Below are 24,518 nucleotides of genomic sequence, written 5' to 3' on the forward strand. Positions count from 1 at the left end.
GGGAGCGAGCTTGCTCGCGATGAGGCCGGCACATTCAACAGTGATGGTGACTGACAAATCGCCATCGCGAGCAAGCTCGCTCCCACAGGGATTTGCGGTGTACTCAAAGGGCTATATCCATCCGCTGAATGTTGCTCATCACAGGAATAAATTTCAAAAAAACGCAGTGGCTGACTATGGTGAGGGCTGTCTTCGGATCGCCAACAAGAGAACAAAACATGAGCCAGACACCGACGAATATTCAGCGCGCTGCCGTCATCGGAGCGGGCACCATGGGCCGTGGCATTGTCATGTGCCTGGCCAACGCCGGGGTGGCCGTGCAGTGGGTCGACAACAATCCGCAAATGCTGGAGCAAGCGCTGGCCACCGTGGCGGACACCTACGCCCACAACGTGCGCCAGGGCCGGATTGATCAGGGCGAAGCGGATGCCCGTGTCGCGCGCGTAACGGCGGCAGAAGGTTATGTGGCCATCCGCGATGTCGACCTGGTCATCGAAGCGGTGTACGAAAACCTTGAGCTCAAGCAGAAAATTTTCCGCGAGCTCGATGGCCTGCTCAAACCTGAAGCGATTCTGGCCAGCAATACTTCGGCGCTGGACATCGACGCCATTGCTGCGGTTACGGGGCGCCCGCAGCAGGTCCTGGGCCTGCACTTCTTCAGCCCGGCGCACATCATGAAGCTGCTGGAAATCGTCCGTGGCGCGCAGACGGCACCGGCAGTCCTCGATGCGGCACTGGCGCTCGGCCAGCGCATGGGCAAGGTCAGTGTGGTGGCGGGCAATTGCGACGGTTTCATCGGCAACCGCATGCTCAATACCTATGTGCTCGAAGCACGAAAAATGCTGCTGGAAGGCGCTTATCCCTACCAGGTAGATGCAGTGCTGCAAGGCTTCGGTTTCGCCATGGGGCCGTTCCGCATGTTCGATGTGGTGGGCGTCGATCTGCAGTGGCGCGCCCGGCAACTGTCGGGTGTCGGGCAGGATGCGCCGGAAGTTCAGGTGGATAACCGACTGTGCGAAATGGAGCGTTTTGGCCAGAAGAGTGGCAATGGTTACTACCACTATGAACCGGGCAGTCGCCAGGCTGAACATGATCCACAGGTGGACGCGCTGGTGCTGGAAGTCAGCGAAAGGCAGGGGTTCCACCGTCGCGTGATCGGCCCGGAGGAAATTCTCGAGCGCTGCTTGCTGGCACTGGTCAATGAAGGCGCGAAGATCCTTCAGGAAGGCATTGCCGGGTCAGCCCATGACATTGATCTGGTTTACCTCAATGGTTACGGTTTCCCGGCGGACAAGGGCGGGCCGATGGCCTGGGCCGATCAGCAAGGGTTGGCGGACATTCATCGGCGCTTGATGGACCTTGAGACGCGTCAAGGCGATCACTGGAACCCGGCGCGGTTGATTGGTGAATTGGCGGCGGCGGGCAAGGGCTTTGCTGACAAGTGATTGATGTGGCGCCTGCAAGGGTGCCTTCGTCGGGTCGCCGCCCGGAGCAAGCCCGCTCCCACAATTGATCTTCGGTGAACACAGATTTTGTGTACGACCGATATCCAATGTGGGAGCGGGCTTGCTCGCGAAGAACGATAACGCGGTTTTCGCCTTAGACTTGGTGAACCCATTCCAGGATACAACGCCAATGCCCCAACGCACCGACTACCCCCACTTCCAGCCCATCACCACCCGCTGGCACGACAACGACGCCTACGGTCACGTCAACAACGTTACCTACTACAGCTTCTTCGATACGGCGGTGAACACTTACCTGATCGAAGTCGGCGGCCTGGATATCCATGACGGTGAGGTGGTGGGGTTCGTGGTGAGTTCCTCCTGTGATTACTTTGCTTCCATTGCCTTCCCGGATCGCATCGAGATCGGTCTGCGGGTGGGCAAGTTGGGCAACAGCTCGGTGCAATACGAACTGGCCGTGTTCAAGCAAGGGGAAGACGAAGCCTGTGCGGCAGGGCGCTTCGTGCATGTGTTTGTCGATCGAGCGGCGAATCAACCCGTGGCGATTCCGGCAGGGTTGCGCGGGGCGCTGCAGTGTCTGGTGGTTCAGTAAGGCAAAAAAATCGCAGCCCTTGGGCTGCGATTTTTGATGTGCCAGTTATAGCGAGGCGATGGATGCCTTAGTCGTCGTCGTGCCAGCGATGCTTGCGGTGGCCATAGGCATGACCGTGGTGACGGTGGCCGTCGCGGTAGTAGCGACGACGGTCATGGTCGCGATAGTAACGACGATCGCCGCCTTCATCATCGTACTCTTTGCCCATGTAGTTACCCAGCGCGCCACCGGCACCGCCACCTGCTGCGGCGCCGATCAGGCTGCCGCTGGTGCCGCCCATGCTGCGACCGACCACGTTACCGCCTGCTGCGCCCAACGCACCGCCAATGGCTGCTTCGCCACGGCTGTGTTTGTTTGCACCGACGGCACTACCACCCGCGCCACCCAGGGCCGCGCCGATGGTGGAACCTGTATTGCCGCCCAGCGACTGGCCGACGACCGAGCCCAGAACCCCGCCCAATGCGCCGCCTACACCGGCTTCGGTGGTGCCGCCAGCAGACGCGATACCGCTGACCAGGCCAAGGGACAACAAGAGAATCGAGGAGAACTTCATGGAGGAACCTCAAGGGGATGACGGCGCGATCCTGAGGCTCTGGAATGGGCGTGACAATCGAAATCCGACGAATAACACGACCTGTATACAATATTGCAAGTTACTGTTTTTTGGACGGAACTTAACGTTTTTTTGCCGGTCTTTTACTACTTCGCAAAGGTCGTTTTCATGAGGAAACGGCCTTTTTTGTGGGCGAAAGAAATGTGTTGGATCCGGAAGTCTCGTTGAGTGATCTGGCCTCATCGCGAGCAAGCTCGCTCCCACATTTGCTCTTCAGTGTGCACGGATTATGTGTACGACAGAATTCCACTGTGGGAGCGAGCTTGCTCGCGATGGGGCCAGTTCAGACGAAGTGTTACGCAGACCTGGCCATGATCAACCCGGTCTCACTCGCCGCTTCCAACCGGATCGCCACGAACTTCGAAGTCGGCGTATGGCTGCCATCGCCGGTGCTTTCCAGCGGCACCAGCGGGTTCACTTCCGGGTAGTAGGCCGCCGCTTGCCCGGCCGGGATATCAAACGCCAGCAGCGTGAAGCCTTTTACCCGACGTTCAACGCCATCGTCCCAGAGCGAAACGATGTCAGCCTTCTGCCCCGGCCTGAAGCCCAGGCGAATGATGTCGGCTTCGTTGACGAACAACACATCCCGTTGTCCCTTCACGCCGCGATAACGGTCGTTGAGGCCATAGATGGTGGTGTTGTACTGATCGTGGGAGCGCATCGATTGCATGATCAGGTCCGGTAGCACACCGGTAGCGCGGGTGCGTTCGTGCACCAGGTCTTTGGGCAGTGCGTTCGGGCGGAAATTGGCCCGGCCCGAGGCGGTATTCCACTTGCGTGCGCCGGCACTGTTGCCCAGGTAGAAGCCGCCCGGATTCCTGACCTTCTCGTTGAAGTCCTTGAAGCCCGGAATGGTCTCGGCGATCAGGTCGCGGATGCGGCCGTAGTCGGCCACCAGCCAGTTCCAGTCCACCGGGTGGCTGCCCAGGGTCGCGGCAGCGATGCCGGCCAGGATCGCCGGTTCCGAACGCATCTGGTTCGACAGCCGCTGCAACTGACCATTGGAGGCGTGGACCATGCTGAACGAATCTTCGACGGTCACCGCTTGCGGGCCTTCGGTCTGGATATCGATGTCGGTGCGGCCCAGGCACGGCAGGATCAGCGCGTCCTTGCCGTGGGTCAGATGGCTGCGGTTGAGCTTGGTGCTGATCTGTACGGTCAGGTCGCAGTTTTGCAGGGCCTGGAAGGTGCGCGGGCTGTCTGGAGTGGCCTGGGCGAAGTTGCCGCCCAGACCAATGAAGACTTTTGCCCGGCCTTCAGCCATGGCGTGAATGGCCTCGACCACGTTGTGGCCATTGTGGCGCGGTACCTTGAACTGGAAACGACGCTCCAGGGAGTCGAGGAATGCCGCGGGCGGGCGCTCGTTGATGCCCATGGTCCGGTCGCCCTGCACGTTGCTGTGGCCACGCACCGGGCACAGCCCGGCACCCGGCCGGCCAATGTTGCCGCGCAGCATCATCAGGTTGGCGATTTCCTGGATGGTCGCCACCGAGTGGCGGTGTTGGGTGATGCCCATGGCCCAGCACATGATGACGTTCTTGCTCTTGGCATACATGCGTGCCGCTTGTTCGATCTCTACCAGGGGCAGGCCCGACTGCTCAACGATCTGCTCCCACGGCGTCTCGTCGATAGTCGCCAGGTACTCCAGCACGTTGGCGCTGTGCTCATTGAGGAAGTCGTGGTCGAACACCGCCGGGGCACCGGTTTTCTGCGCGTCGCGCTCCCACAGCAGGAGGAATTTCGCCATGCCGCGCATGATCGCCATGTCGCCACCCAGGGCCGGGCGGAAGAACGCGGTGTTGGTCGGCTTGTCGCCGTTGGTGAGCATTTCGATCGCGTGCTGCGGATGCTGGAAGCGCTCCAGGCCGCGCTCTTTCAGCGGGTTGATGCACACCACTTGAGCGCCGCGCTTCACCGCTTCGCGCAGCGGTTCGAGCATGCGCGGGTGGTTGGTGCCGGGGTTCTGGCCCCAGACGAAAATCGCATCGGCGTGTTCGAAGTCGTCGAACGTCACGGTGCCTTTGCCGACACCGACACTTTGCGACAACGCGACACCGCTGGCCTCGTGACACATGTTCGAGCAGTCAGGGAAGTTGTTGGTGCCATAGGCGCGCACGAACAGCTGATAGAGAAAAGCCGCTTCGTTGCTGGCCCGCCCCGAGGTGTAGAACTCGGCCTGATCCGGGCTCGACAAGCCGTTCAGGTGTTTGGCGATCAGCGCGAACGCGTCGTCCCAACTGATCGGTTGGTAGCGATCGGTTTCGGCGTTGTAGCTCATTGGCTCAGTCAGGCGGCCCTGATATTCGAGCCAATAGTCGCTTTGCTCCAGCAGCGAAGTGACGCTGTGTCTGGCGAAGAATCTGGCATCGACACGGCGTTTGGTCGCTTCCCAGTTCACCGCCTTGGCGCCGTTCTCGCAGAACATCACCATGCCGCCTTCCTGAGAATCGCCCCAGGCGCAACCGGGACAGTCGAAGCCGCCGTTCTTGTTGGTCTTGAGCATCATGCGCAGGTTTTTCAGCGCGTTGTCGCTGGTCAACCAGGCCTGGGCGACGCTGATCAGTGCGCCCCAGCCACCGGCCGGGCCTTTGTAGGGCTTGTAGCGAGGGACAGGTTTCTGGTCGGCTTGACGGTGTTGACTCACGCTTGTTTCTCCAACGTTGGGCTGTAGACCCGCGGCGCATTCTTCTGTGGCAGATGGATGAGATTGAGGTTGTGCCGACGGGCCCATTGCACGGCAAGGCCCGTGGGCGACGACAGGCTGACCAGGGTCTGGATGCCGGCGCGCAAGACTTTCTGGATCAATTCGAGACTGCAACGGCTGGTGACAATCGCCAGGCCGCCCGCGGTCGGGATGTTCTGGCGGACAAGTCCACCGATCAGCTTGTCGAGGGCGTTGTGCCGGCCGATGTCTTCGCGACCCAGCAGCAGCTCGCCCTTGTCATTCATGAACACTGCCGCATGCACGGCACCGCAGTGCTGGCCCAAGGGCTGGAAGGCGCCGATGCGCTCGCGCAGACCATCCAGCCATTCGACTGGCGGCAGCGGGGCGCCGGGCAATACCTGAAGGTCCGGCAACGCCTGCTCGACCGCTTCCACGCCGCAGAGCCCGCAACCGCTGGTACCGGCCAGTTGCCGACGCTGTTGCTTGAGGTTCCAGAAGGCGCGGTTGGCAATGGTCACTTGCGCGTATTGCGCCGCCCCCGAGCCGCTGAGTTGCAGGTCATAGATGTCCGTGGCGTCCTGGATGATGCCGCTGCCCAGGCTGAAGCCGACGATGAAGTCTTCGAGGTCCGTCGGTGTCACCAGCATGACCGCTTGGCTGATGCCGTTGTAAGCAATCGCCAACGCGACTTCCTCGGCCAGCGCGGTGCTGGTCGATTCCGTGTCTTCAAGGTTGCTGTAACGGTACGTCTGGCTGGCGGCGGGCGCGGGCGTTTCGAGGGCAGGCGCCGCGCAGGCAGGGCGCTTGGTGTTCATGGCATCACCGACGGTTTGATCAGCTTTAAGACTAGGCGTGACAACTTGTCACGTCTAATCGTTAGTACTGATCTGCCGATAGACGCCGTCGATCAGGCGCGCGTCAGCGATTGTTGATAAATCGCGAAGCACGCCTCTGCCAGCGCCGATCGCGGTGCGCTACGACGCATGATCAGCCCCAGCCGACCAAGGGTCTGGGCGTTTTCGATGGGTTGCAGGCGCAAGTGTTCGGTCAGCCCTTCGAGGCCACCGTCCAATGGCATCACGGCGCAACACAGGCCGCCGTGCACAGCTTGTAACAGTTGATGGACGGCATCGGTCTGCAACAAGGGTTGTGGGGTGAGGCCGCGACTGTGGAAGTTGTGGTCGATGGACTGGCGAAAGTGCATGCCGCTGGTGAGCATGCCCAGTGGCAGTTCGATCAATGATTCCCAGCTCAGCGGCGCCTCGCCAAAGGTGAAAAAGCGTTGGTCGTAGAGCAGGCCCATGCGGGTTTCGCTGAAAGCCAGGGAGTCGAAATGTTCGGCGTCCAGGCGCTCCAGGTAGGAAACGCCGAGGTCCAGGCGATTGTTCGCCAGTTGTTCGAGAATCTGCTCGGAGCTCAATGCCGAGAGTTCGAAGCGCAGGTTCGGATGTTCCCCGTGCAGGCGTTGCAGCAGCGGCAGCGGATCGAAACTCGACAGTGGCACCATACCCAGACGCAAGGTTCCGACCAGGTTGCCGCGACAGGCGGCCGCCTCGGCGTACAGACCGTCGTAGGCCGCCAGCACCGTGCGCGCCCAGGCCAGCACCCGCTCGCCCGGTGCCGTAAAACCTTCGAAGCGCTGACCACGATTGACCAGCGGCAGGTCGAGTTCTTCTTCGAGGCTGCGCAGACGCATGGACAGGGTCGGCTGGGTGATGTGGCAGCGTGCGGCGGCCTGGCCGAAATGGCGGGTTTCGTCGAGCGCGATGAGGAATTTCAGCTGCTTGATGTCCATCTTCGCTCCAGGATGCGGGAAGGTGCGGATTCTATCGCAAGCGGGGTCATTGGTCGGGTTGGAATCGCAAGTGACGGTCGTGGTCTAGGCTTTGGCGTCCGGAACCCGAAACCCAAGGAGAGTGCACCATGAGTCTTTTGAGCTTTGTGAAAGAAGCAGGCGAAAAGCTGCTGGATTTGCTGACGCCTGGCAACGCCAATGCCAGTGAGCAGTTGAAGGCGCACATCAGCAAGGTCGGGCTGGGTAATCCGAATGTGCAAGCGGCGGTCGATGGCGACAAGGTCACGGTGACCGGCGAAGTGGCGAGCCAGGAAGAGAAGGAGAAGATCCTGCTGGCGGTGGGCAACATCGCCGGGGTTGGCAGCGTGGATGATCAGATTACCGTGACCGGGCCTGTCGTTGCTGCGGCGCGTTTTGTGGTTGTGAAAAAGGGCGACACCCTGAGCGCGATATCCTTGGCCGTATATGGCAATGCCAACAAGTACAACAAGATTTTTGAAGCCAACAAACCGATGCTGGCGCACCCGGACAAGATTTATCCGGGGCAGTCGTTGCGGATTCCTGAGTAATCTTCAAGACCGCTATCGCGAGCAAGCTCGCTCCCACACTGAATTCCGTCGTGAGCAAATATTGTGTTCACCGAAATTCCAATGTGGGAGCGAGCTTGCTCGCGATTGCAGGCAACTCGGTCTAGAGCCCCGTAATCAAATCCCGATAATCCCCGACCGCTGCAAACTCCGCGGTGTCCTTCGGCCCCTTGCGGCTATCCGGCTCGCGCACGGCCAGCAAATGCGCTACACCGAAATCCCGTGCGCTGCGCAGGATCGGCAAGGTGTCGTCGATGAACAGGCTGCGCGCCGGATCGAAATCGATATCGGCCTGCAGCGCATCCCAGAACTGCGGGTTTTCCTTGGGGAAACCGTAGTCATGGGAGCTGATCAAACGTTCGAAGTAGGGCGCCAGCTGGATTTTTTCCAGCTTCAACGACAGCGCATCCCGATGGGCATTGGTGATCAGCACCACGCGCTTGCCGGCCTGTTTGATCGCCGCCAGAAAGGTATCGGCATCCGGGCGCAGGGCGATCAGGTGCGCGGTTTCCAGTTTCAGGTCGCGCACCGACAGCTTCAATTCGGCGCTCCAGAAATCCAGGCAGTACCACTGCAACTGGCCGGCATTGCGCTCGAACAGCGGCTGCAACTCCATCTCGGCCATGGCCCGGCTGACCCCGTGCAGTTCGGCGTAACGCTGGGGCAGATGCTCCATCCAGAAGTGGTTGTCGAAATGCAGGTCCAGCAGCGTGCCGTCCATGTCCAGCAGAACGGTATCGATGTCGGACCAGGGTAATGAAGGCATGGCAAAGTCTCGGGCGGTAGAAAGATATCTGGCATAAACAATCGGGTAAGCCGCGTTATAGTAGCGCGTTCACGCCAAGGAGCTTTGCATGCGCCAGAAACCCACCATACTCGCCCGCGAAATTGTCGCTACCAGTCGATTGTTCTGCGTGGAAGAGCTGAAGCTGCGTTTTTCCAATGGCGTGGAGCGCACGTATGAACGCCTGGTCGGCAAGGGTGCCGGGTACGGCGCGGTGATGATCGTGGCGATGCTCGATGCCGAGCACGCGGTGCTGGTCGAGGAGTATTGCGGCGGCACGGATGAATATGAAATGTCGTTGCCCAAGGGCTTGATCGAACCGGGCGAAGACGTGTTGGCGGCGGCCGAGCGTGAGCTCAAGGAAGAGGCTGGTTTCGGCGCGCGGCAGCTGGAGCACCTGACCGAGTTGTCGCTGTCCCCCGGTTACATGAGCCAGAAGATTCAGGTGGTACTGGCCTCCGACCTCTACGAAGAGCGCCTGGAGGGCGACGAGCCAGAGCCGATGCGGGTGGACAAGGTCAATCTGCGTGAGCTCTCGGCGCTGGCACAAAACCCGCAATTTACCGAAGGCCGTGCCTTGGCGGCGCTGTACCTGGCCCGAGACCTGTTGACTCAGCGCGGAGCGTTCCAGCCATGAATTTCCCGCATCCATTGATGGCGCCGGTCATCGAACTGGCCTTGCAGGCCGGTGATGCGATCCTGCCGTTCTGGCGCACAGGCACCGCCGTCACGGCGAAGGCTGATGATTCGCCGGTCACGGCTGCTGACCTGGCCGCTCACCACCTGATTCTGGCCGGGCTGACGGCGCTCGATCCGGGCATCCCGGTGCTCTCCGAAGAGGACGCCAATATTCCCCAAAGCGTGCGGGCCGGATGGCAGCGCTGGTGGCTGGTCGATCCGCTGGATGGCACCAAGGAGTTCATCAGCGGTAGCGAGGAGTTCACCGTCAACATCGCCCTGATCGAAAACGGTCGAGTGGTGTTTGGCGTGGTGTCGATGCCGACCAACGGGCGTTTCTATGTCGGTGGTGCCGGGCTCGGCGCGTGGCGTGGCGATAAGGGCGGCACGCCGATGGCGATTCAGGTGCGAGACGTCCCGACGCCCGGCGAGTCGTTCACCGTGGTGGCCAGCCGTCGCCATTCGAGCCCGGAGCAGGAGCGGTTACTGGCCGGGTTGAGCGCCAGCCTTGGCGAGCTGCAACTGGCCAATATCGGCAGTTCGCTGAAGTTTTGCCTGCTGGCGGAAGGGGCGGCGGATTGCTATCCGCGCCTTGCACCGACTTCGCAGTGGGACACGGCGGCGGCGCAAGGCGTGCTGGAAGGTGCCGGCGGTGAAGTGCTGGAGCTGAGCGGAGAGCCGTTCAGTTATCCGGCGCGGGAGTCGCTGTTGAATGGATTCTTTCTGGCGTTGCCGGCGAAGGCGGCGTGGCGGGAGAAGTTGCTGGAATTGGCGCGCGCATAAGATCGTTCCCACGCGCTGATGCAAAATCCTTGTGGGAGCAAGCTCGCTCCCACAGGTTTTGCGGTGGTCCCGATTCAGCGGTGCAGCACGTACTGCCCGACAAACCTCACCGCATCCTCATCACGGCCTTCATTGACGACCCGCGTATGCAGGGTCAACCGCGCTCGGCTGTATCGCTGGAACGTGGTCAGGAATTTCTTCCAGATCACCGGATCCGGCGCCTGGCAAATGGCGTTGGCATCGCCCGTCACCGGCAGTGGATAGCTGATCTGCCCTTCCTGAATCACGATGTGCCCGTCTGTAATCCCTTCTTCCTTGAGTCGCAAATGCAGCCAGCCCCAACCGGCCAGGACCGCGCCGCAATACAGGCTGCCGCCGAACATGGTGCTCTTGTGGTTGACGTTGGCTTCCAGCGGCAAGTGCAGGCGCAGTTGCTGGTCATGCCAGTCGAGCACTTTGAGGCCCATGTCCCGGGTGAGGGGAATGTCGTGATGGAGGACTGATTCCAGTTGTCGACTGTCGCGGCTCATTCAGGGGGCCTCTTGCTTGAAGTGGATGATTGGACGGTAACTCAGTCGAGGTCGTCAGGGTGGGCCGGGGCGCCACTGTCGGCGAAACTCAAACCGTGTTTGCGCAGTTTGTCGTGCAGGGTCTTGCGCGGAATGCCGAGGGCTTCGGCGACGCTGCGCACGGAGCTGTGCGAGCGCGCCAGTTCGGCGGCGATGAGCGTTTTTTCGAAGTTTTCCACTTGCTCGCTCAAACCGCCGCTGACGACTTCGGCCATATTGCCAGCGCCGCCTTGCGGCGTGCTGTTGTCGAGGGCCAGTTCCAGCCCGAGGGCAAAACGCTCGGCCGCGTTTTGCAGCTCGCGCACGTTGCCGGGCCAGGTGTGGCGAAGCAGCAAGGCTCGTTGTCCCGGTTGCAGTTCATGGGGCGGCAAGCCGTGGCGGGCACTGGCTTCATCGGCGAAATGCTGGAACAGCATCAGCGCGTCTTCGCCCCGTTCGCGCAAGGGTGGAATCCGCAGCGGCGCGACGTTCAGGCGGTAATACAAGTCGGCACGGAAGCGCCCTTGATCCGCTGCCTGGCGCAGGTCTTCCTTGGTCGCGGCGATGATGCGGATGTCCAGGGGGATCAGTTGATTGCCGCCCAGGCGTTCGACTACACGCTCCTGCAGCAAGCGCAGCAATTTGACCTGTACATCCAGGCTCATGCTTTCGATTTCATCAAGGAATAGCGTGCCGCCATTGGCGAATTCAAACTTGCCGATGCGGCGTTTCTGCGCACCAGTGAAGGCGCCGGGCTCGTGGCCGAACAGTTCGCTTTCGACCACTGATTCGGCCAGGGCTCCGGCGTTGATCGCCACGAACGGTCCGTTACGACGGCCTGATAAATCGTGCAGCGCCCGGGCCACGACTTCTTTGCCCGCGCCGGTTTCGCCGAGGATCAGCACGTCGGCCCTGGTCGCCGCCAGGGCGCCAATCTGCTCGCGCAAGCGCAGCATCGAAGGTGATTGGCCAACCAGTCGTGTGCTCAGCTCGTTGCGGTCACTCAAGGCCAACCGCAGGCTGCGGTTGTCCAGCACCAGCCGGCGCAGGGCCAACGCGCGGCGCACGCTGTCGAGCAGGGCGTCGCTGGCAAACGGCTTTTCCAGAAAGTCATAAGCCCCGGCGCGCATAGCTTGCACCGCCAGCGGCACATCGCCGTGGCCGGTGATCAACAGCACCGGCAGCTCAGGGTCCTGGGCGTGCAGTTCGGTCAACAGTTCGAGACCGTCCATGCCGGGCATGCGGATGTCGCTGACCACCACCCCTGGCCAATCACGTTGAAGTTGTGCGGCCAGGCCCTTGGCTTCGGCCAGCGGCAGGATTTTCAGGCCCGCCAGATCCAGCGTCTGGCTCAAGGCCTGGCGCAAGTGGGGATCGTCGTCGATCAACACGACCTGAATGCGGTTGTCGATGGTCATGCACTTCGGTCCTCGGACGGTTGCAGGCTCACGCCTGGTGCGCCTGCGCGCAGCTTCAGGGTAATCAGGGCGCCGCCCTCCTTGTGGTTGGCGAACGACAGTTCACCGCCGAAGGCGCGCATCAGGGTTTCGCAAATTGCCAGCCCTAAACCCAGGCCCTGGGTTCGGGTCTTGGTGGTGTAGAACGGCTCGCTGGCGCGCCCAAGGGCTTCCATGCAAAAGCCGGGGCCGTTGTCGCGAATGTACAGGTTGACGCCATCGGCCGTGGATTGGGCACTCAGCCAGAGTTTACGTGGCGGGCCTTTCTCCGTCAGGGCATCCAGGGCGTTGGCCAGCAGATTGCCGAGTACCTGGCGCAGGCGGGTTTCCCCGGCTTCGACCCACAGGGTGGCGGCGGGCAAGTCGCGGATCAGTTCGACGTCCATGCTGCGTCGACGCTTGGCCAGCAGGGCCAGGGCATCATCCAGCGCCGGTTGCAGGGCGACGCTTTCCGGAGCGTGCCGGTCGCGTCGGGCGAAGGCGCGCAGGTGGGCGATGATCGAGGCCATGCGACCGGTCAATTCGCTGATCAGCTTGAGGTTGCCGCGGGCATCGTCGGTGCGCTGGTGGTCGAGCAGCACCTCGGCGTTTTCCGCGTAGCTGCGAATCGCTGCCAGCGGCTGATTGAGTTCGTGGCTGATGCTCGCCGACATTGTGCCCAGTGCCGACAATTTGCCGGCCTGCACCAGATCATCCTGGGCGCGTACCAGCTCCTGCTGGGCCTGTTCGCGTTCCAGTACTTCCTGTTTAAGGCGCCGATTCAGGCCTTCGAGATCGCTGGTGCGTTCGGCGACCCGACCTTCCAGTTCACGGCGGGCCTTGGCTTCAAAGGCAATGCGTTCCAGGTAATGACGGCGGCGCTGCATCATCAGCCCAAGCAGCAGCATCAACACAAGAAGCGTTGCACCACCAATGGCCACCACCGTGCGCACCGGGCGGTCGATCAAGGTACGCGGGGCGAGGATGCTGACATTCCAGCCGGTTTCGGCGATCTGCCGGGTCTGGGTCAGCCAGGCATCGGGATTGAGCTCCAGCGGTTTTGGCTCGCGGGTCGGGTAGGGTTGAATCGCGGTGATGGCTTTGCTTTCTTCCTCGTTCAACGGGCGGGTCGAGCGGAATCGCCACTCCGGTCGCGACGTGAGAATGACGACGCCGTTGTGGTCGGTCAGCAGCAGTTGTTCCGGGGTCTTGCCCCACAGGCTTTCGGTGTGGTCGAGGTCGACCTTGACCACCAGCACGCCGACGATTTTCTCGCCATCGCGCACACCGGCGGCGAAGAAGTAACCGCGCTTGGCGGAGGTGGTGCCCAGCCCGAAAAAGCGCCCGAGCTGTCCGGCCATGGCTTCGCTGAAATATGGCCGGAAGGAAAAATTGCGCCCGACAAAACTGTCGTGCTTGTCCCAGTTGGAGGCGGCCAGGGTCTTGCCGGTGACATCCATCAGGTACATGACTTCGGCACCGGTCTGGGTGGCGATGTTTTTCAGCAGGCGGTTGGCATTGCCCTGGGTGACGCCATCGTCCGGTGCGCCGAGAACCGCGCGTAGAGCCGGCAGGTCGCCGAGGATCTGCGGTAACACTTCATAGCGGTGCAGGGTACCCAACAGGTTGGCGACGTAGAGGTCGAGGGTCTGACGATTCTGACTGGCCAGTTCGCTGCGGTAATAGCGCTCGGCAAGATGCTCCAGCGGCCACAGCAATGGCGCCAGGCACAGTGCCAGCAGGGCCAGGCTGCGCCAGCGGGGTCTGGGGGGGAGGGTCGGTTTCATAAGCAGCATGCGCCTGTGGGTACAGGCGCATTATGCCTAGGCTTGCCCGCCTTGGGTCAGGTGCATCTTGATAGGCGAGCTTCAGCCGGCCTATCAGGCAAAGACGTCGGCGTCCTTGAAAAATACGCCGGCCTGATCTTTTGCCGACAACTGCGGTGCTGCGTCCAATTGCCAGTCGATGGCCAGGTCCGGGTCGTCCCAGCGAATACTGCGCTCGGCCGATGGCGTGTAGTAGTCGGTGGTTTTGTAAAGAAACTCGGCAAATTCGCTCAAGACCACGAACCCATGGGCGAAACCTTCCGGGACCCAGAGCTGGCGATGATTGTCGGCAGACAGGCGCACGGCGACCCATTTACCGAAGTGCGGCGAGCTGCGGCGTATGTCCACGGCGACGTCCAGCACTTCACCGACCGTGACGCGAACCAGTTTTCCCTGGGTATTTTCCAGTTGGTAATGCAGACCGCGCAGCACGCCCTTCTGCGAACGGGAGTGATTGTCTTGAACGAAATCAGTGTCGAGTCCGGTGGCCTCTTTGAAGGCCCTGGCGTTGAAGCTTTCGTAGAAGAAACCACGTTCGTCACCAAAGACCTTGGGTTCAAGGATCAGAACACCGGGCAGGTCGGTGGTCACTACATTCATGGTGATTCTCCAGTAACAGGCGTTTGATGGCCGCCATTCTTGCGCAAAGTGCCATTCGAGGCGAGTAGCAGAACACCCATACCGGCTTGCGGGGGGTTGCGTATCGCCCGAAGCAGTGGCGATATAGGCGCCTAATAAAATTTCAGGGGTCGTTGTATGCCGCTTGCCACGTTGATTCATCGCGCCAGTTTGCCCAGCCCGCAGGTGTCTGCGGAGCAGGCGCTAGAACTGCTGGAAGAACATTACGGGTTCAGCGGCAGGTTGCAGGCCCTTGGCAGCCAGCAAGACCTGAACTACCGCGTCGACAGCGAACGGGGGCGTTTTGTCCTGAAAATCTGCCGTGGCGATTATTCCGCGCTGGAGATTCAAGCCCAGCACGCCGGCCTCAAGCATCTGGATGGACACCCGCAAGTGCATGTGCCGCGGGTGATGCCGGCAAAAAACGGTGCGGACCTGCTGTCACTGGAGGTGGGTGGCCAGGCGGTGCATGTGCGACTGCTCGATTACATCGAAGGCCAGCCCTTGACGAGCCTCGGGCATTTCAGTCGTACGGTGGTGGCCGGTTTCGGCCGCCTGTGCGGCGAGATGGACCTGGCCCTGGCGGATTTCGACCATCCGGGTCTGGAGCGAACCCTGCAGTGGGACGCCCGCCATGCCCATGCCTTGATCGCGCACTTGCTGCCGGTGATCAAGGATGAAACCCAGCGCAAACTGATCGTCGAAGCGTCCGGACAAGCCGAGCGGCATTTGCAGCCACTGGAAGACAAACTTCCGGTGCAGGCCATTCATATGGACATCACCGACGACAACGTGGTGTGGCAGCGCGATGCGCAACGCCATTGGCAGCTGCAAGGCGTGATTGATTTCGGCGACCTGGTGCGTACCTGGCGCATTACCGATCTGTCGGTGACTTGCGCTGCGCTGCTGCATCATGGAGAGGGCGATCCGTTGTGCATTTTGCCGGCAATCCAGGCGTATCACGCGGTCAACCCGTTGCAACACGAAGAGCTGCTGGCGCTGTGGCCGCTGATCGTGGCCCGGGCGGCGGTGCTGGTGCTCAGTGGCGAACAGCAGGTCAGCATCGATCCGGGCAATGCCTACAGCCGCGACAACCTGGTCCATGAATGGGAAATCTTCCGTGTGGCCACGTCGGTGCCGTTGGCGTTGATGGAAGCGGCAATCCTCACGGCCGTCGGCCAGAACCTGCCAGCCATCGGCAGCGAAGGCTTCGCGCCACTGTTGCCGAGCCTGGTGGGGCGTGAGTTCGCCTTGATCGACCTGGGCGTGCTCAGTCCGCATTTCGAGGCCGGGAACTGGGAGCAGGCGGGCGTCGACCAGCGCCTGCTGGATGAAGCTGCCGCGGCACATGGCCTGGCGGCCAGCCGCTACGGACAATACCGCCTGTCCCATACCCGCCCGGACAGCGCCACTGAACCGGACACTTGCCCGTTGCACGTCGAGTTGCGTGTGCCTCAGGGTACGGCGGTCGAAGCGCCGTTTGCCGGGGTGGTGCATTACCCATCGACGGGCGTGCTGCAACTGGACGGCCCGCAATTGAGTGTGCGGCTTTGGGGCGTCACACCGTCGCTGCACAGCGGCGCGGCACTGGTCAAAGGCCAGGTACTGGGTTCGGTCAGCGGGCCTTTGATCGTGCAGTTGTGCCGTGGCGCGTCGATTGATGCACCACTGTTCTGTACGCCTTCGCGCGCGGCGGCCTGGCAAGCGTTGTGCCCTTCGCCGGCCGCGTTGCTGGGGCTGGCCTGTGATGCCGAAGCCGAGCTTGACGGACCGACCCTGTTGGCCCGGCGCGATGCCAGCTTTGCCCGTACGCAAAAGCACTATTACGTTGATCCGCCGCGCATCGAGCGTGGCTGGCGCAACCATCTGATCGACATGCAGGGCCGCTCCTACCTCGACATGCTCAACAACGTTGCGGTATTGGGTCACGGCCATCCACGCATGGCCGCCGTCGCCAGCCGCCAGTGGTCATTGCTCAACACCAACTCGCGCTTCAACTACGCAGCCGTGGCCGAGTTCTCCGAGCGTTTGCTGAAGCTGTCCCCGGACGGCATGGATCGGGTGTTCCTGGTCAACAGCGGGAGCGAGGCCAACGACCTGGCGATTCGCCTTGCGTGGGCCTACAGCGGCGGCCGAGACATGCTCAGCGTGCTGGAGGCCTATCACGGCTGGACGGTTGGCGCAGACTCGGTGTCGACCTCGATCGCCGACAACCCCAAGGCCTTGAGCAGCCGCCCGGACTGGGTGCACCCGGTGACCGCGCCAAACACCTATCGCGGTGAATTCCGCGGCCCCGACAGCGCGCCGGATTATGTGCGCAGCGTCGAGCACAACCTGGCGAAAATCGCCGGGCAGGAACGCCAACTGGCCGGTTTCATCTGCGAACCGGTGTACGGCAATGCCGGCGGTATCTCGCTGCCACCGGGCTATTTGAAACAAGTCTATGGCATGGTCCGGGCCCGGGGCGGCGTGTGCATCGCCGACGAAGTGCAGGTCGGTTACGGACGCATGGGTGATTTCTTCTGGGGCTTCGAAGAGCAAGGCGTGGTGCCGGACATCATCACCATGGCCAAGGGCATGGGCAACGGCCAGCCACTGGGCGCGGTCATCACCCGCCGGGAAATCGCCGAGGCGCTCGAGGCCGAGGGTTACTTCTTCTCCTCCGCTGGCGGCAGCCCGGTGAGTTGCCAGGTCGGCATGGCCGTGCTGGATGTGATGGAAGAGGAAAAACTCTGGGAGAACGCCCAGGTCGTTGGCGGCCACTTCAAGCAGCGCCTCGAAGCGTTGATCGATATTCATCCGTTAGTGGGCGCGGTGCACGGTTCCGGTTTCTACCTGGGCGTCGAACTGATCCGCAACCGCGAAACCCTGGAGCCGGCCACCGAAGAAACCACGGCACTGTGCGATCGCTTGCGTGAGCTGGGGATCTTCATGCAGCCGACCGGCGATTACCTGAACATCCTCAAGATCAAACCGCCGATGGTCACCTCGCGCCAGAGCGTGGATTTCTTCGTGGACATGCTGTCGAAGGTGCTTGCGGAAGGGCTGTAAACACCTCCCTCTGTAAATGCGGCCCAATGTGGGAGCGGGCTTGCTCGCGAAAGCGGCATTCCAGGCTCAATATTGGCGTCGGATGTACCGCCCTCTTCGCGAGCAAGCCCGCTCCCACATGGGGTAGGGGGTGTAGTTCGATTGATATCGGCTTTCTGTCGACTATTTTTGTAACTGCGGATTGATGGTGCTTCAAAAGTCGATATTTATCGGATATAAAGTCGCCATTGCCCACGGCGTGTACCCATGCGCTTCTTTTCTGTCAGGCATCAACGCCACCCCTGGAGTCCTGATCCATGACCACTTTGAACAGCACCCCTCGCGCCGACGGCTTCTACATGCCAGCCGAGTGGGCACCCCAAACCCAGACCTGGATGATCTGGCCCGAGCGCCCGGACAACTGGCGCCTGGGTGGCAAACCGGCACAAGCCGCGCACGTGGCAGTGGCCAAGGCCATCGCCCGTTTCGAACCGGTGACCGTGGCGGTTTCCGCCGGCCAGTACGAAAACGCCCGTGCCCGTCTGGACGTGCCGAATATTCGCGTAGTGGAAATGTCCAGCGACGACGCCTGGGTTCGCGACTCCGGTCCGACCTTCGTCATCAATAACAGTGGCGAAGTCCGTGGCGTGAACTGGGACTTCAATGCCTGGGGCGGTTTTGACGGCGGTCTGTATTCGCCGTGGAACCGTGATTCGCAGGTCGGTGGCAAGATCCTCGAGATCGAGCGCAGCCCGCGTTACCGCACCGAAGGCTTCGTACTTGAAGGCGGTTCGATTCACGTCGATGGCGAAGGCACGCTGATCACCACCGAAGAATGCCTGCTCAACCGCAATCGCAACCCGCACATGAACCGCGAAGAAATCGAAGCGGTCCTGAGTGCGAACCTGGCTGTGGATAAAATCATCTGGCTGCCGGATGGCTTGTTCAACGACGAAACCGACGGCCATGTGGATAACTTCTGCTGCTACGTGCGTCCGGGTGAAGTGCTGCTGGCCTGGACCGATGATCCGCAGGACCCGAACTACCCGCGCTGCCAGGCGGCGATGAAAGTGCTGCAAAGCAGCACCGACGCCAAGGGCCGCCCGTTCAAGGTGCACAAAATGCCGATCCCGGGTCCGCTGTTTGCGACCGAGGAAGAGTGCGCCGGTGTCGACCCGGTGGATGGTACGCAGGAGCGCAACCCTAGCGTTCGTCTGGCCGGTTCCTACGTGAACTTCCTGATCGTCAACGGCGGCATCATCGCACCGAGCTTTGACGACCCGCAGGATGGCCCGGCCAGGGAAATCTTGCAGAGCCTGTTCCCACAGCATGAAGTGGTAATGGTGCCTGGTCGTGAACTGTTACTGGGGGGCGGCAACATTCACTGCCTTACCCAGCAGCAACCCGCGCCGCACAAGGAGTGAGTGCGGTCGTAACAGCTTGAGTTGATTGCGAAATCGCTCAGGCTGTCGATCTGCCTCCTGCGTTGCGCAGAGCCCGCAGCCCTAAAGGGCTGCGGGCTTTTTTGTATCCGCCTGGCCACATTCAGAAACCTTGGCACAGCTCTTGTATCTCTGCTGTTGTAACTCGGGGAGGGAGAGGACTTCGATGTTCTGTCATAAACCTTGGATAAGTTAGCCGCTCACAAACCGGGAGAGAGCGCTTAAATGAACGCCGAAGTGAATGTTGTGGGCGAAAAGGCGTTGCATCCCCTGGCAGTCAACAGCGAATCGCTCCAGATCCTGGCGCACTGGTTCAAGTCCAATGGAATGCGTCAGATCAGCGAAACTGATCCGCGCCGGACGATGATCGAGCGTTACCCTGCTGGTTTATTCAGCGAGGCGGAACTGGATGCGTTGTGGGATGTGATGGAAGGATAAGAAGAACAACAACGGATTGATCAAGAAAAGCGCTGCCGGGATGGCAGCGCTTTTTTTTGCGCAGATTTTGTAGACAACCCCGGTCCCTGTGGGAGCGAGCTTGCTCGCGATGGCGCCCGACCAGTCAGCATTTATATCGACTGACCCACCGCTATCGCGAACAGGCTGATTCCCACAGGCAACCATTCGACCGATTCAAGCAACAGACTGAAAGCCAATCCGGCGTTTTTCAGGGAGCGCTGCGGCACTAATCTGCCGACATCGAATTTTCCTGAATGTCTGTCGGAGCTTGCCCATGATTCTGCATTACATCTACGACCCGTTGTGCGGTTGGTGCTACGGCGCCAAACCGCTGGTGCAGGCCGCCCAGGCTGTGCTGCCCGTGATTGCCCACGGCGGCGGCATGATGACGGGGGCCAATCGGCAAAAGGTTTCGCCACAACTGCGCAGTTACGTCTTACCTCATGACCGGCGCATCGCCGAATACAGCGGGCAGCCGTTCGGTGAAGCCTATTTCGAAGGATTACTGCGAGATCACACCGCCTTGTTCGACTCGGCTCCACCCATCGCTGCGGTACTGGCTGCCGAGCAAATGGCAGGTCGCGGGCTGGAGTTGTTGGGGCGTTTGCAAAGTGCTCACTACGTGGAGGGGCGCCGCATCGCCGACGAATCGGTACTGTTCGAACTGGCCCTGGGCATGGGGCTGGACCGTCAAGCCTTCGAAAGAGCCTTCATGGCGGCCGACACCGAAGGCCACATCAGGAACAGCCGGGCGCTTCTGGCCAAGGTGGGCGGGCAGGGTTTTCCGACCCTGGCACTTGAGCACAATGACCAATTCAATTTGATCGATATCGGGCCGTGGCTGGGCAAGCCCCAGGCATTTGCGCAGTGGCTGGGTCAGTCGCTGCCCGATCAGGGGCCATTCAATTCGGTAGCAGCTTGTGGTCTCGATAGCTGCATTGATTGAATATTCCTGCCGCGTAAAGTAATTTCTTAGACGATTTTTACCTGTTTCTAGAAGATTCATGAAATTGACACGTCATTGAGAGCGCAGCTACGATTCGGCCCAACGCCTGTGGCCGACCGCCACGACTCAAAAACAATAAAAGGCCCGCCGCGAGAAATCGTGGGCGGGCCTTTTTGTTTTCGCCTTGAAATAAGAGCGCAATAGCGCCGTTTCGGCCGTTCGACACAGCGCGTATCAACCGTATCAAGGAAAAAATAAAATGTTGAACAAGCGAATCAGCCTGATCGCACTGGGGATTTTGAGCGCTACACAGGCCATGGCGAACGACCAGGCCCAATCCAAGGGTTTTGTTGAAGACAGCAGCCTCAAAGTGCTGCTGCGCAACGCCTACATCAACCGTGACTTCAAAGACGGCAACCCGGATAAATCCGAGTGGGGCCAGGCAGCCATCGGCACGTTCTCGTCCGGCTTCACCCAAGGCACTGTGGGTGTGGGTGTGGACGCTTTCGGTCTGTACGCACTGAACCTGGAGCGCAGTGAAGACCGTAGCGGCGCGCAAGGTATCGATTTCTTCAAAAAGGGCGACAGCGGCCAGCCGGCGGACGACTTGTCCAAGGGCGGCGCAGCGATCAAGTTCCGCCTGTCCAGCACCACCCTGACTTACGGCGACCAGATGCCGGCCCTGCCGGTGCTGAGCTACGACAACTCGCGCCTGCTGCCGGAAAGCTACACCGGTACCCTGATCACCTCCAGGGAGATCAAAGGCCTGCAACTGGACGCCGGTCGCTTCACCGCCGAATCGCGTAAAAGCGCCGAAGGCCGTGACAGCGGTGGCTTGAAGTCGATCAACGTATTGGGCGGTAGCTACCAGTTCACCGAGCAATTCAAGGCCGCGCTGTACGCTTCCGACGTCGAAGACGTGCTGAAGAAACAATACGTGAACGCCAACTACGTGTTCCCGATCGACAAGGATCAGTCCCTGACCCTGGACTTCAACGGCTACCGCACCAAGCTGGAAGATTCCTACGTTCGCGAAAACGCTATCACCGGCGACGACAACAAAATCTGGAGCCTGGCGGCCACCTTTATCACCGGCCCACACTCGTTCACCCTCGCGCACCAGCGCAGCACCGGTGACAGCAACCTGGGCTACGCCTACGGCGGCTACCAGAAAGATCAAGGTCGCATCGGCGACGGTGGCAACACCATCTACCTGGCGAACTCCTACTGGTCTGACTTCAACGCCGAAGACGAACGCAGCTGGCAGCTGGGCTACGGCCTGGACTTCAGCACCTTCGGTGTACCGGGCCTGAGCTACAACTTCGCCTACGTACGCGGTGACAACATCACCACCTCCACCAGCGAAGGCGGCACCGAGCGCGAGATCTTCAACCAGATCAAATACGTCGTCCAAAGCGGCCCGGCCAAAGACCTCAGCGTGAAACTGCGCAGCTCGGTCCTGCGCGTGTCGCAGAAGTCGAGCGAGTACAACGTGAGCGGCAACGAAGTGCGTGTGTTCGTGGATTACCCGATCAATATTTTCTGATGATGGGTTGCGGTAGTGAGGCCTGAAAGAAAAAGCCCCGACTGGTTCGGGGCTTTTTTTTGAATAAAAACGCTGAAACGAAAGACTAATTGCCCTTATCTATCCTGACACCGAGAATTCATGCTATACGCCATTGACGCATAGCAGGGACTGCATGATCTTCATCGAGACGCCGATTTTTACCGCTGACCTTCCAGGTCATCTGGGCGATCACGAATATGGAGAATTTCAGCAGTATCTCGCCGAACATCCCGAGGCTGGCGCTTTGATCGAGGGCACTGGCGGGCTTAGAAAAATCCGCTGGGCCGCGCATGGCAGGGGCAAGAGCGGTGGCGTAAGGGTGATCTACTATCACGTAACCTCTGCTTTTCAGATACGTTTGCTACTGATTTACCGGAAAGGGATTCAAGACACCCTTTCGGATAGAGAAAAAGCAGTTCTTTGTGCCATCAATAAAGGATGGAAATAATGGAAAAAAATCTCTTCGATCGTCTTGTTGAAAGCATGACGCAGATGGATGAGATCGACCGAGGTGAGCGAGAGCCATCGCGCGAATTCCATGTCGATGCTGCACAGGTCAAAAAAATTCGCCTCGCCACGGGACTTTCCCAGGCAGCGTTTGCCAAGCGAATTGATGTTCCCGTGGGAACGTTACGCAATTGGGAGCAAGGACGTCGTGATCCTGAGGGGCCTGCCCGTGCACTGTTGCGAGCGATTCATAACGACCCGGAGCATGTACTTGCAGCGTTGGGTTACTGATCAGTCGATTTCAGCTTAATGATTGCGGCGTTTCCAGCCCCCGTAACAAAAAACGCAGCCTTCCAAGGCTGCGTTTTTTGTTGGACGCGGGTCGCATTGACCTGGATGAGTCTTGCAGTCTTGCATTTCCGGTATGCCCTACTCATTACACTACGTAACTAATGAAGTTCCCGCCCCCACCTTTATCCCCTCCCGCCAACCTCATACATTCACCTCCAACGCCTCTCCCATCATCCCGACGGGAAGGTCACTGGAGTTTCCCTCATGCCTTTCGTAAGCGTACGCATCACCCGCGATGGCGTTACCACTGAGCAGAAAGCTCAGGTGATCGCCGAAATCACTGAAACCCTGGAACGCGTTCTCAACAAGCGCCCTGACCTGACCCACATCGTGATCGAGGAAGTCGATACCGATAACTGGGGTTACGCCGGCATCACCACCACCCAGTACCGCAAGCAACTGGCTGAGGCGGAGGGGAAGTCATGACGTCGTCCGTCACCATCGATTTCATCTCCGATGTGGTGTGCCCCTGGTGCGCACTGGGGGCGACGGCGCTGGAGCAGGCGATCGAGAACGTGGCCGGGGAAGTCTCGGTCGGGCTGACCTACAAGCCGTTCGAATTGAACCCGGACATGCCGGCCGAAGGTGAGCCTGCGGTCGAGCACTTGATGCGCAAATACGGGCGCACTGCTGAAGACGTCGCCGCCGGCAAGGCCATGCAGATCGCTCGCGGCGAGGCCATCGGTTTCAAGTTCGATCTGGAGAAGCGCACGCATTTCTACAACACCTTCGATGCGCACCGTTTGTTGTTGTGGGCGTTGCAGGAAGGCCGGCAAGTCGAGCTGAAGAAGGTCCTGCTTCGGGGCTATTTCAGCGAAGGCCAGAACCCGAGTGATCACCAGGCGCTCGTGAGTCTGGCGACTGAAGCGGGGCTGGACGGGGCAACTGCACAAGAGGTGCTGGCGTCCGGCGCGTTCGCCGATGAGGTGCGGGAACTTGAAGCGTACTACCAGCAGCGTGGCATCAACTCGGTCCCGGCCATGGTGCTGAACGGTCGCCACCTGGTGTCCGGTTCGCAATCGGTCGAGTACTACGAACAGATGTTGAGAGAAATGGCCAAGGCACCGGCCGACGCCTGATCACAGATTTTCTACCCCATTCTTTATTGTCAGAGGTCTTCATCATGAGCATTTCGAAAAAAGTCATCGTTATCACCGGCGCATCCCAAGGTCTCGGCGACGGTATGGTCAAAGCCTTTCGTGAACTCGGCTACCGGATCGTCGCCACTTCGCGCTCGATCAAGCCGTCCACCGATCCGGACATTCACACCGTGGCCGGTGACATCGGCGAACCGGAAACCGCCCGGCGCGTCATCCGTGAAGCGATTTCCCGTTTCGGTCGCATCGACACCCTGGTCAACAACGCCGGGATCTTCATCGCCAAGCCATTCACCGCGTACACCGCAGAGGACTACGCCAATGTGTTGTCGGTGAACCTCAATGGCTTCTTCTACATCACCCAACTCGCCATCGCCGAAATGGAAAAGCAGGGCAGCGGCCACGTCGTCAACATCACCACCAGCCTGGTGGACCACGCCATCGACGGCGTGCCATCGGTATTGGCTTCGCTGACCAAGGGCGGCCTCAACGCGGCAACCAAATCCCTGGCCATCGAATACGCCAAGCGCGGAATCCGGGTGAACGCGGTCAGCCCCGGCATCATCAAGACCCCGATGCACGGCGAAGAAACCCACGCCGCACTTGGCAATCTGCACCCGGTCGGGCACATGGGCGAGGTCGATGATATTGCGCAGGCGGTCGTGTATCTGGACGGCGCCAAGTTCGTGACCGGCGAAATCCTGCACGTGGACGGTGGTCAGAGCGCGGGTCACTGAAAGCGGTTTTTCAAACCCCGGAAACAACAAAGCCCCTGCATTTCTGCAGGG

General features: G+C 60.5%; 24 protein-coding genes. 15 read left to right on the forward strand and 9 right to left on the reverse strand.

The genetic code is table 11. The features are described from left to right. Positions 1-218 precede the first annotated feature (218 nt). A complete protein-coding gene (locus ACEN8Z_RS03910; protein ID WP_495596835.1) occupies positions 219-1,445 on the forward strand; it encodes a 3-hydroxyacyl-CoA dehydrogenase in 1,227 nt (408 codons plus the stop codon). Between the two features lie 190 nt (positions 1,446-1,635). Then, positions 1,636-2,058 (forward strand): acyl-CoA thioesterase, encoded by a 423-nt coding sequence (locus tag ACEN8Z_RS03915; protein ID WP_495596836.1) that lies wholly within the window; start codon positions 1,636-1,638, stop codon positions 2,056-2,058. Between the two features lie 67 nt (positions 2,059-2,125). Here ACEN8Z_RS03915 and ACEN8Z_RS03920 read toward each other — a convergent pair whose 3' ends face one another. The 4 genes from ACEN8Z_RS03920 to ACEN8Z_RS03935 form a co-directional block, all read right to left on the reverse strand. Further along, the gene (locus ACEN8Z_RS03920) at positions 2,126-2,611 is read right to left on the reverse strand and encodes a glycine zipper domain-containing protein (protein WP_495596837.1); all 486 of its coding nucleotides are present in this window, start codon (positions 2,609-2,611) and stop codon (positions 2,126-2,128) included. Positions 2,612-2,966: 355 nt separating this feature from the next. Continuing rightward, positions 2,967-5,315 (reverse strand): FdhF/YdeP family oxidoreductase, encoded by a 2,349-nt coding sequence (locus ACEN8Z_RS03925; protein WP_495596838.1) that lies wholly within the window; start codon positions 5,313-5,315, stop codon positions 2,967-2,969. Further along, positions 5,312-6,151: a formate dehydrogenase accessory sulfurtransferase FdhD gene (gene fdhD, locus ACEN8Z_RS03930; protein WP_495596839.1), complete on the reverse strand. Its 840-nt coding sequence runs from the start codon at positions 6,149-6,151 to the stop codon at positions 5,312-5,314. The genes ACEN8Z_RS03925 and fdhD overlap by 4 nt, the downstream gene beginning before the upstream one ends. 92 nt (positions 6,152-6,243) lie before the next feature. Then, positions 6,244-7,131, reverse strand: coding sequence for a LysR family transcriptional regulator (locus tag ACEN8Z_RS03935; protein ID WP_495596840.1), 888 nt, complete (start codon positions 7,129-7,131; stop codon positions 6,244-6,246). 128 nt (positions 7,132-7,259) lie between these two features. On the opposite strand from ACEN8Z_RS03935, the gene lysM reads away from it, so the two are divergent. Next, a complete protein-coding gene (gene lysM, locus ACEN8Z_RS03940; RefSeq protein ID WP_495596841.1) occupies positions 7,260-7,700 on the forward strand; it encodes a peptidoglycan-binding protein LysM in 441 nt (146 codons plus the stop codon). A 121-nt stretch (positions 7,701-7,821) separates the two neighbouring features. On the opposite strand, the gene yrfG is transcribed toward lysM, so the two are convergent. Beyond that, the gene (yrfG, locus tag ACEN8Z_RS03945; RefSeq protein ID WP_495596842.1) at positions 7,822-8,484 is read right to left on the reverse strand and encodes a GMP/IMP nucleotidase; all 663 of its coding nucleotides are present in this window, start codon (positions 8,482-8,484) and stop codon (positions 7,822-7,824) included. Between the two features lie 88 nt (positions 8,485-8,572). Between yrfG and nudE the strand changes: the two genes are divergently transcribed. Together nudE and cysQ are read left to right on the forward strand one after the other, a co-directional pair. After that, a complete protein-coding gene (nudE, locus tag ACEN8Z_RS03950) occupies positions 8,573-9,139 on the forward strand; it encodes an ADP compounds hydrolase NudE (RefSeq protein WP_008003185.1) in 567 nt (188 codons plus the stop codon). Continuing rightward, a complete protein-coding gene (gene cysQ, locus ACEN8Z_RS03955; RefSeq protein ID WP_495596843.1) occupies positions 9,136-9,963 on the forward strand; it encodes a 3'(2'),5'-bisphosphate nucleotidase CysQ in 828 nt (275 codons plus the stop codon). Before nudE ends, cysQ begins: the two co-directional genes overlap by 4 nt. 74 nt (positions 9,964-10,037) lie before the next feature. Here cysQ and ACEN8Z_RS03960 read toward each other — a convergent pair whose 3' ends face one another. The 4 genes from ACEN8Z_RS03960 to rfbC form a co-directional block, all read right to left on the reverse strand. Next, the gene (locus ACEN8Z_RS03960; RefSeq protein WP_008003181.1) at positions 10,038-10,493 is read right to left on the reverse strand and encodes a YiiD C-terminal domain-containing protein; all 456 of its coding nucleotides are present in this window, start codon (positions 10,491-10,493) and stop codon (positions 10,038-10,040) included. 41 nt (positions 10,494-10,534) lie between these two features. Further along, the gene (locus ACEN8Z_RS03965) at positions 10,535-11,929 is read right to left on the reverse strand and encodes a sigma-54-dependent transcriptional regulator (protein ID WP_495596844.1); all 1,395 of its coding nucleotides are present in this window, start codon (positions 11,927-11,929) and stop codon (positions 10,535-10,537) included. After that, positions 11,926-13,734, reverse strand: coding sequence for a sensor histidine kinase (locus ACEN8Z_RS03970; RefSeq protein WP_495596845.1), 1,809 nt, complete (start codon positions 13,732-13,734; stop codon positions 11,926-11,928). The genes ACEN8Z_RS03965 and ACEN8Z_RS03970 overlap by 4 nt, the downstream gene beginning before the upstream one ends. Before the next feature lie 93 nt (positions 13,735-13,827). Beyond that, on the reverse strand, positions 13,828-14,373 hold the full coding sequence (gene rfbC, locus ACEN8Z_RS03975; RefSeq protein WP_442097639.1) for a dTDP-4-dehydrorhamnose 3,5-epimerase: 546 nt from the start codon (positions 14,371-14,373) through the stop codon (positions 13,828-13,830). A gap of 156 nt (positions 14,374-14,529) precedes the next feature. Here rfbC and ACEN8Z_RS03980 point away from each other — a divergent pair, with 156 nt between their 5' ends. The 10 genes from ACEN8Z_RS03980 to ACEN8Z_RS04025 all read left to right on the forward strand — a co-directional run bounded on the left by ACEN8Z_RS03980 (position 14,530) and on the right by ACEN8Z_RS04025 (position 24,467). Further along, positions 14,530-17,442: an aminotransferase gene (locus ACEN8Z_RS03980; RefSeq protein ID WP_495596846.1), complete on the forward strand. Its 2,913-nt coding sequence runs from the start codon at positions 14,530-14,532 to the stop codon at positions 17,440-17,442. Positions 17,443-17,738: 296 nt separating this feature from the next. Then, complete coding sequence (aguA, locus tag ACEN8Z_RS03985) at positions 17,739-18,845, forward strand: agmatine deiminase (protein WP_495596847.1); 1,107 nt, start codon at positions 17,739-17,741, stop codon at positions 18,843-18,845. Between the two features lie 243 nt (positions 18,846-19,088). Then, complete coding sequence (locus ACEN8Z_RS03990) at positions 19,089-19,301, forward strand: hypothetical protein (protein WP_008003171.1); 213 nt, start codon at positions 19,089-19,091, stop codon at positions 19,299-19,301. A 295-nt stretch (positions 19,302-19,596) separates the two neighbouring features. Continuing rightward, positions 19,597-20,268, forward strand: a complete 672-nt coding sequence (locus ACEN8Z_RS03995; RefSeq protein ID WP_495596848.1) for a DsbA family protein — start codon at positions 19,597-19,599, stop codon at positions 20,266-20,268. A gap of 259 nt (positions 20,269-20,527) precedes the next feature. Continuing rightward, on the forward strand, positions 20,528-21,814 hold the full coding sequence (locus ACEN8Z_RS04000) for an OprD family porin (protein ID WP_495596849.1): 1,287 nt from the start codon (positions 20,528-20,530) through the stop codon (positions 21,812-21,814). A gap of 154 nt (positions 21,815-21,968) precedes the next feature. Beyond that, the gene (locus ACEN8Z_RS04005; protein ID WP_218503698.1) at positions 21,969-22,283 is read left to right on the forward strand and encodes a type II toxin-antitoxin system RelE/ParE family toxin; all 315 of its coding nucleotides are present in this window, start codon (positions 21,969-21,971) and stop codon (positions 22,281-22,283) included. Beyond that, positions 22,283-22,573, forward strand: coding sequence for a helix-turn-helix domain-containing protein (locus ACEN8Z_RS04010; RefSeq protein ID WP_095964537.1), 291 nt, complete (start codon positions 22,283-22,285; stop codon positions 22,571-22,573). The genes ACEN8Z_RS04005 and ACEN8Z_RS04010 overlap by 1 nt, the downstream gene beginning before the upstream one ends. A gap of 264 nt (positions 22,574-22,837) precedes the next feature. Further along, positions 22,838-23,059, forward strand: coding sequence for a tautomerase family protein (locus ACEN8Z_RS04015; protein ID WP_111286693.1), 222 nt, complete (start codon positions 22,838-22,840; stop codon positions 23,057-23,059). Continuing rightward, a complete protein-coding gene (locus tag ACEN8Z_RS04020; protein WP_495596850.1) occupies positions 23,056-23,712 on the forward strand; it encodes a DsbA family oxidoreductase in 657 nt (218 codons plus the stop codon). Before ACEN8Z_RS04015 ends, ACEN8Z_RS04020 begins: the two co-directional genes overlap by 4 nt. 44 nt (positions 23,713-23,756) lie before the next feature. After that, positions 23,757-24,467: an SDR family NAD(P)-dependent oxidoreductase gene (locus ACEN8Z_RS04025; RefSeq protein ID WP_495596851.1), complete on the forward strand. Its 711-nt coding sequence runs from the start codon at positions 23,757-23,759 to the stop codon at positions 24,465-24,467. Positions 24,468-24,518 lie beyond the last annotated feature (51 nt).

The organism is Pseudomonas sp. Pseusp10 (assembly GCF_059492225.1).

Bases quoted from the DNA above. Each gene is read 5' to 3' on its own strand.
- ACEN8Z_RS03910 (WP_495596835.1), top strand. From the start codon at position 219: ATGAGCCAGACACCGACGAATATTCAGCGCGCTGCCGTCATCGGAGCG.
- ACEN8Z_RS03915 (WP_495596836.1), top strand. From the start codon at position 1,636: ATGCCCCAACGCACCGACTACCCCCACTTCCAGCCCATCACCACCCGC.
- ACEN8Z_RS03920 (WP_495596837.1), bottom strand. From the start codon at position 2,611: ATGAAGTTCTCCTCGATTCTCTTGTTGTCCCTTGGCCTGGTCAGCGGT.
- fdhD (WP_495596839.1), bottom strand. From the start codon at position 6,151: ATGAACACCAAGCGCCCTGCCTGCGCGGCGCCTGCCCTCGAAACGCCC.
- ACEN8Z_RS03935 (WP_495596840.1), bottom strand. From the start codon at position 7,131: ATGGACATCAAGCAGCTGAAATTCCTCATCGCGCTCGACGAAACCCGC.
- lysM (WP_495596841.1), top strand. From the start codon at position 7,260: ATGAGTCTTTTGAGCTTTGTGAAAGAAGCAGGCGAAAAGCTGCTGGAT.
- yrfG (WP_495596842.1), bottom strand. From the start codon at position 8,484: ATGCCTTCATTACCCTGGTCCGACATCGATACCGTTCTGCTGGACATG.
- nudE (WP_008003185.1), top strand. From the start codon at position 8,573: ATGCGCCAGAAACCCACCATACTCGCCCGCGAAATTGTCGCTACCAGT.
- cysQ (WP_495596843.1), top strand. From the start codon at position 9,136: ATGAATTTCCCGCATCCATTGATGGCGCCGGTCATCGAACTGGCCTTG.
- ACEN8Z_RS03960 (WP_008003181.1), bottom strand. From the start codon at position 10,493: ATGAGCCGCGACAGTCGACAACTGGAATCAGTCCTCCATCACGACATT.
- ACEN8Z_RS03965 (WP_495596844.1), bottom strand. From the start codon at position 11,929: ATGACCATCGACAACCGCATTCAGGTCGTGTTGATCGACGACGATCCC.
- ACEN8Z_RS03970 (WP_495596845.1), bottom strand. From the start codon at position 13,734: ATGAAACCGACCCTCCCCCCCAGACCCCGCTGGCGCAGCCTGGCCCTG.
- rfbC (WP_442097639.1), bottom strand. From the start codon at position 14,373: ATGAATGTAGTGACCACCGACCTGCCCGGTGTTCTGATCCTTGAACCC.
- ACEN8Z_RS03980 (WP_495596846.1), top strand. From the start codon at position 14,530: ATGCCGCTTGCCACGTTGATTCATCGCGCCAGTTTGCCCAGCCCGCAG.
- aguA (WP_495596847.1), top strand. From the start codon at position 17,739: ATGACCACTTTGAACAGCACCCCTCGCGCCGACGGCTTCTACATGCCA.
- ACEN8Z_RS03990 (WP_008003171.1), top strand. From the start codon at position 19,089: ATGAACGCCGAAGTGAATGTTGTGGGCGAAAAGGCGTTGCATCCCCTG.
- ACEN8Z_RS03995 (WP_495596848.1), top strand. From the start codon at position 19,597: ATGATTCTGCATTACATCTACGACCCGTTGTGCGGTTGGTGCTACGGC.
- ACEN8Z_RS04000 (WP_495596849.1), top strand. From the start codon at position 20,528: ATGTTGAACAAGCGAATCAGCCTGATCGCACTGGGGATTTTGAGCGCT.
- ACEN8Z_RS04005 (WP_218503698.1), top strand. From the start codon at position 21,969: ATGATCTTCATCGAGACGCCGATTTTTACCGCTGACCTTCCAGGTCAT.
- ACEN8Z_RS04010 (WP_095964537.1), top strand. From the start codon at position 22,283: ATGGAAAAAAATCTCTTCGATCGTCTTGTTGAAAGCATGACGCAGATG.
- ACEN8Z_RS04015 (WP_111286693.1), top strand. From the start codon at position 22,838: ATGCCTTTCGTAAGCGTACGCATCACCCGCGATGGCGTTACCACTGAG.
- ACEN8Z_RS04020 (WP_495596850.1), top strand. From the start codon at position 23,056: ATGACGTCGTCCGTCACCATCGATTTCATCTCCGATGTGGTGTGCCCC.
- ACEN8Z_RS04025 (WP_495596851.1), top strand. From the start codon at position 23,757: ATGAGCATTTCGAAAAAAGTCATCGTTATCACCGGCGCATCCCAAGGT.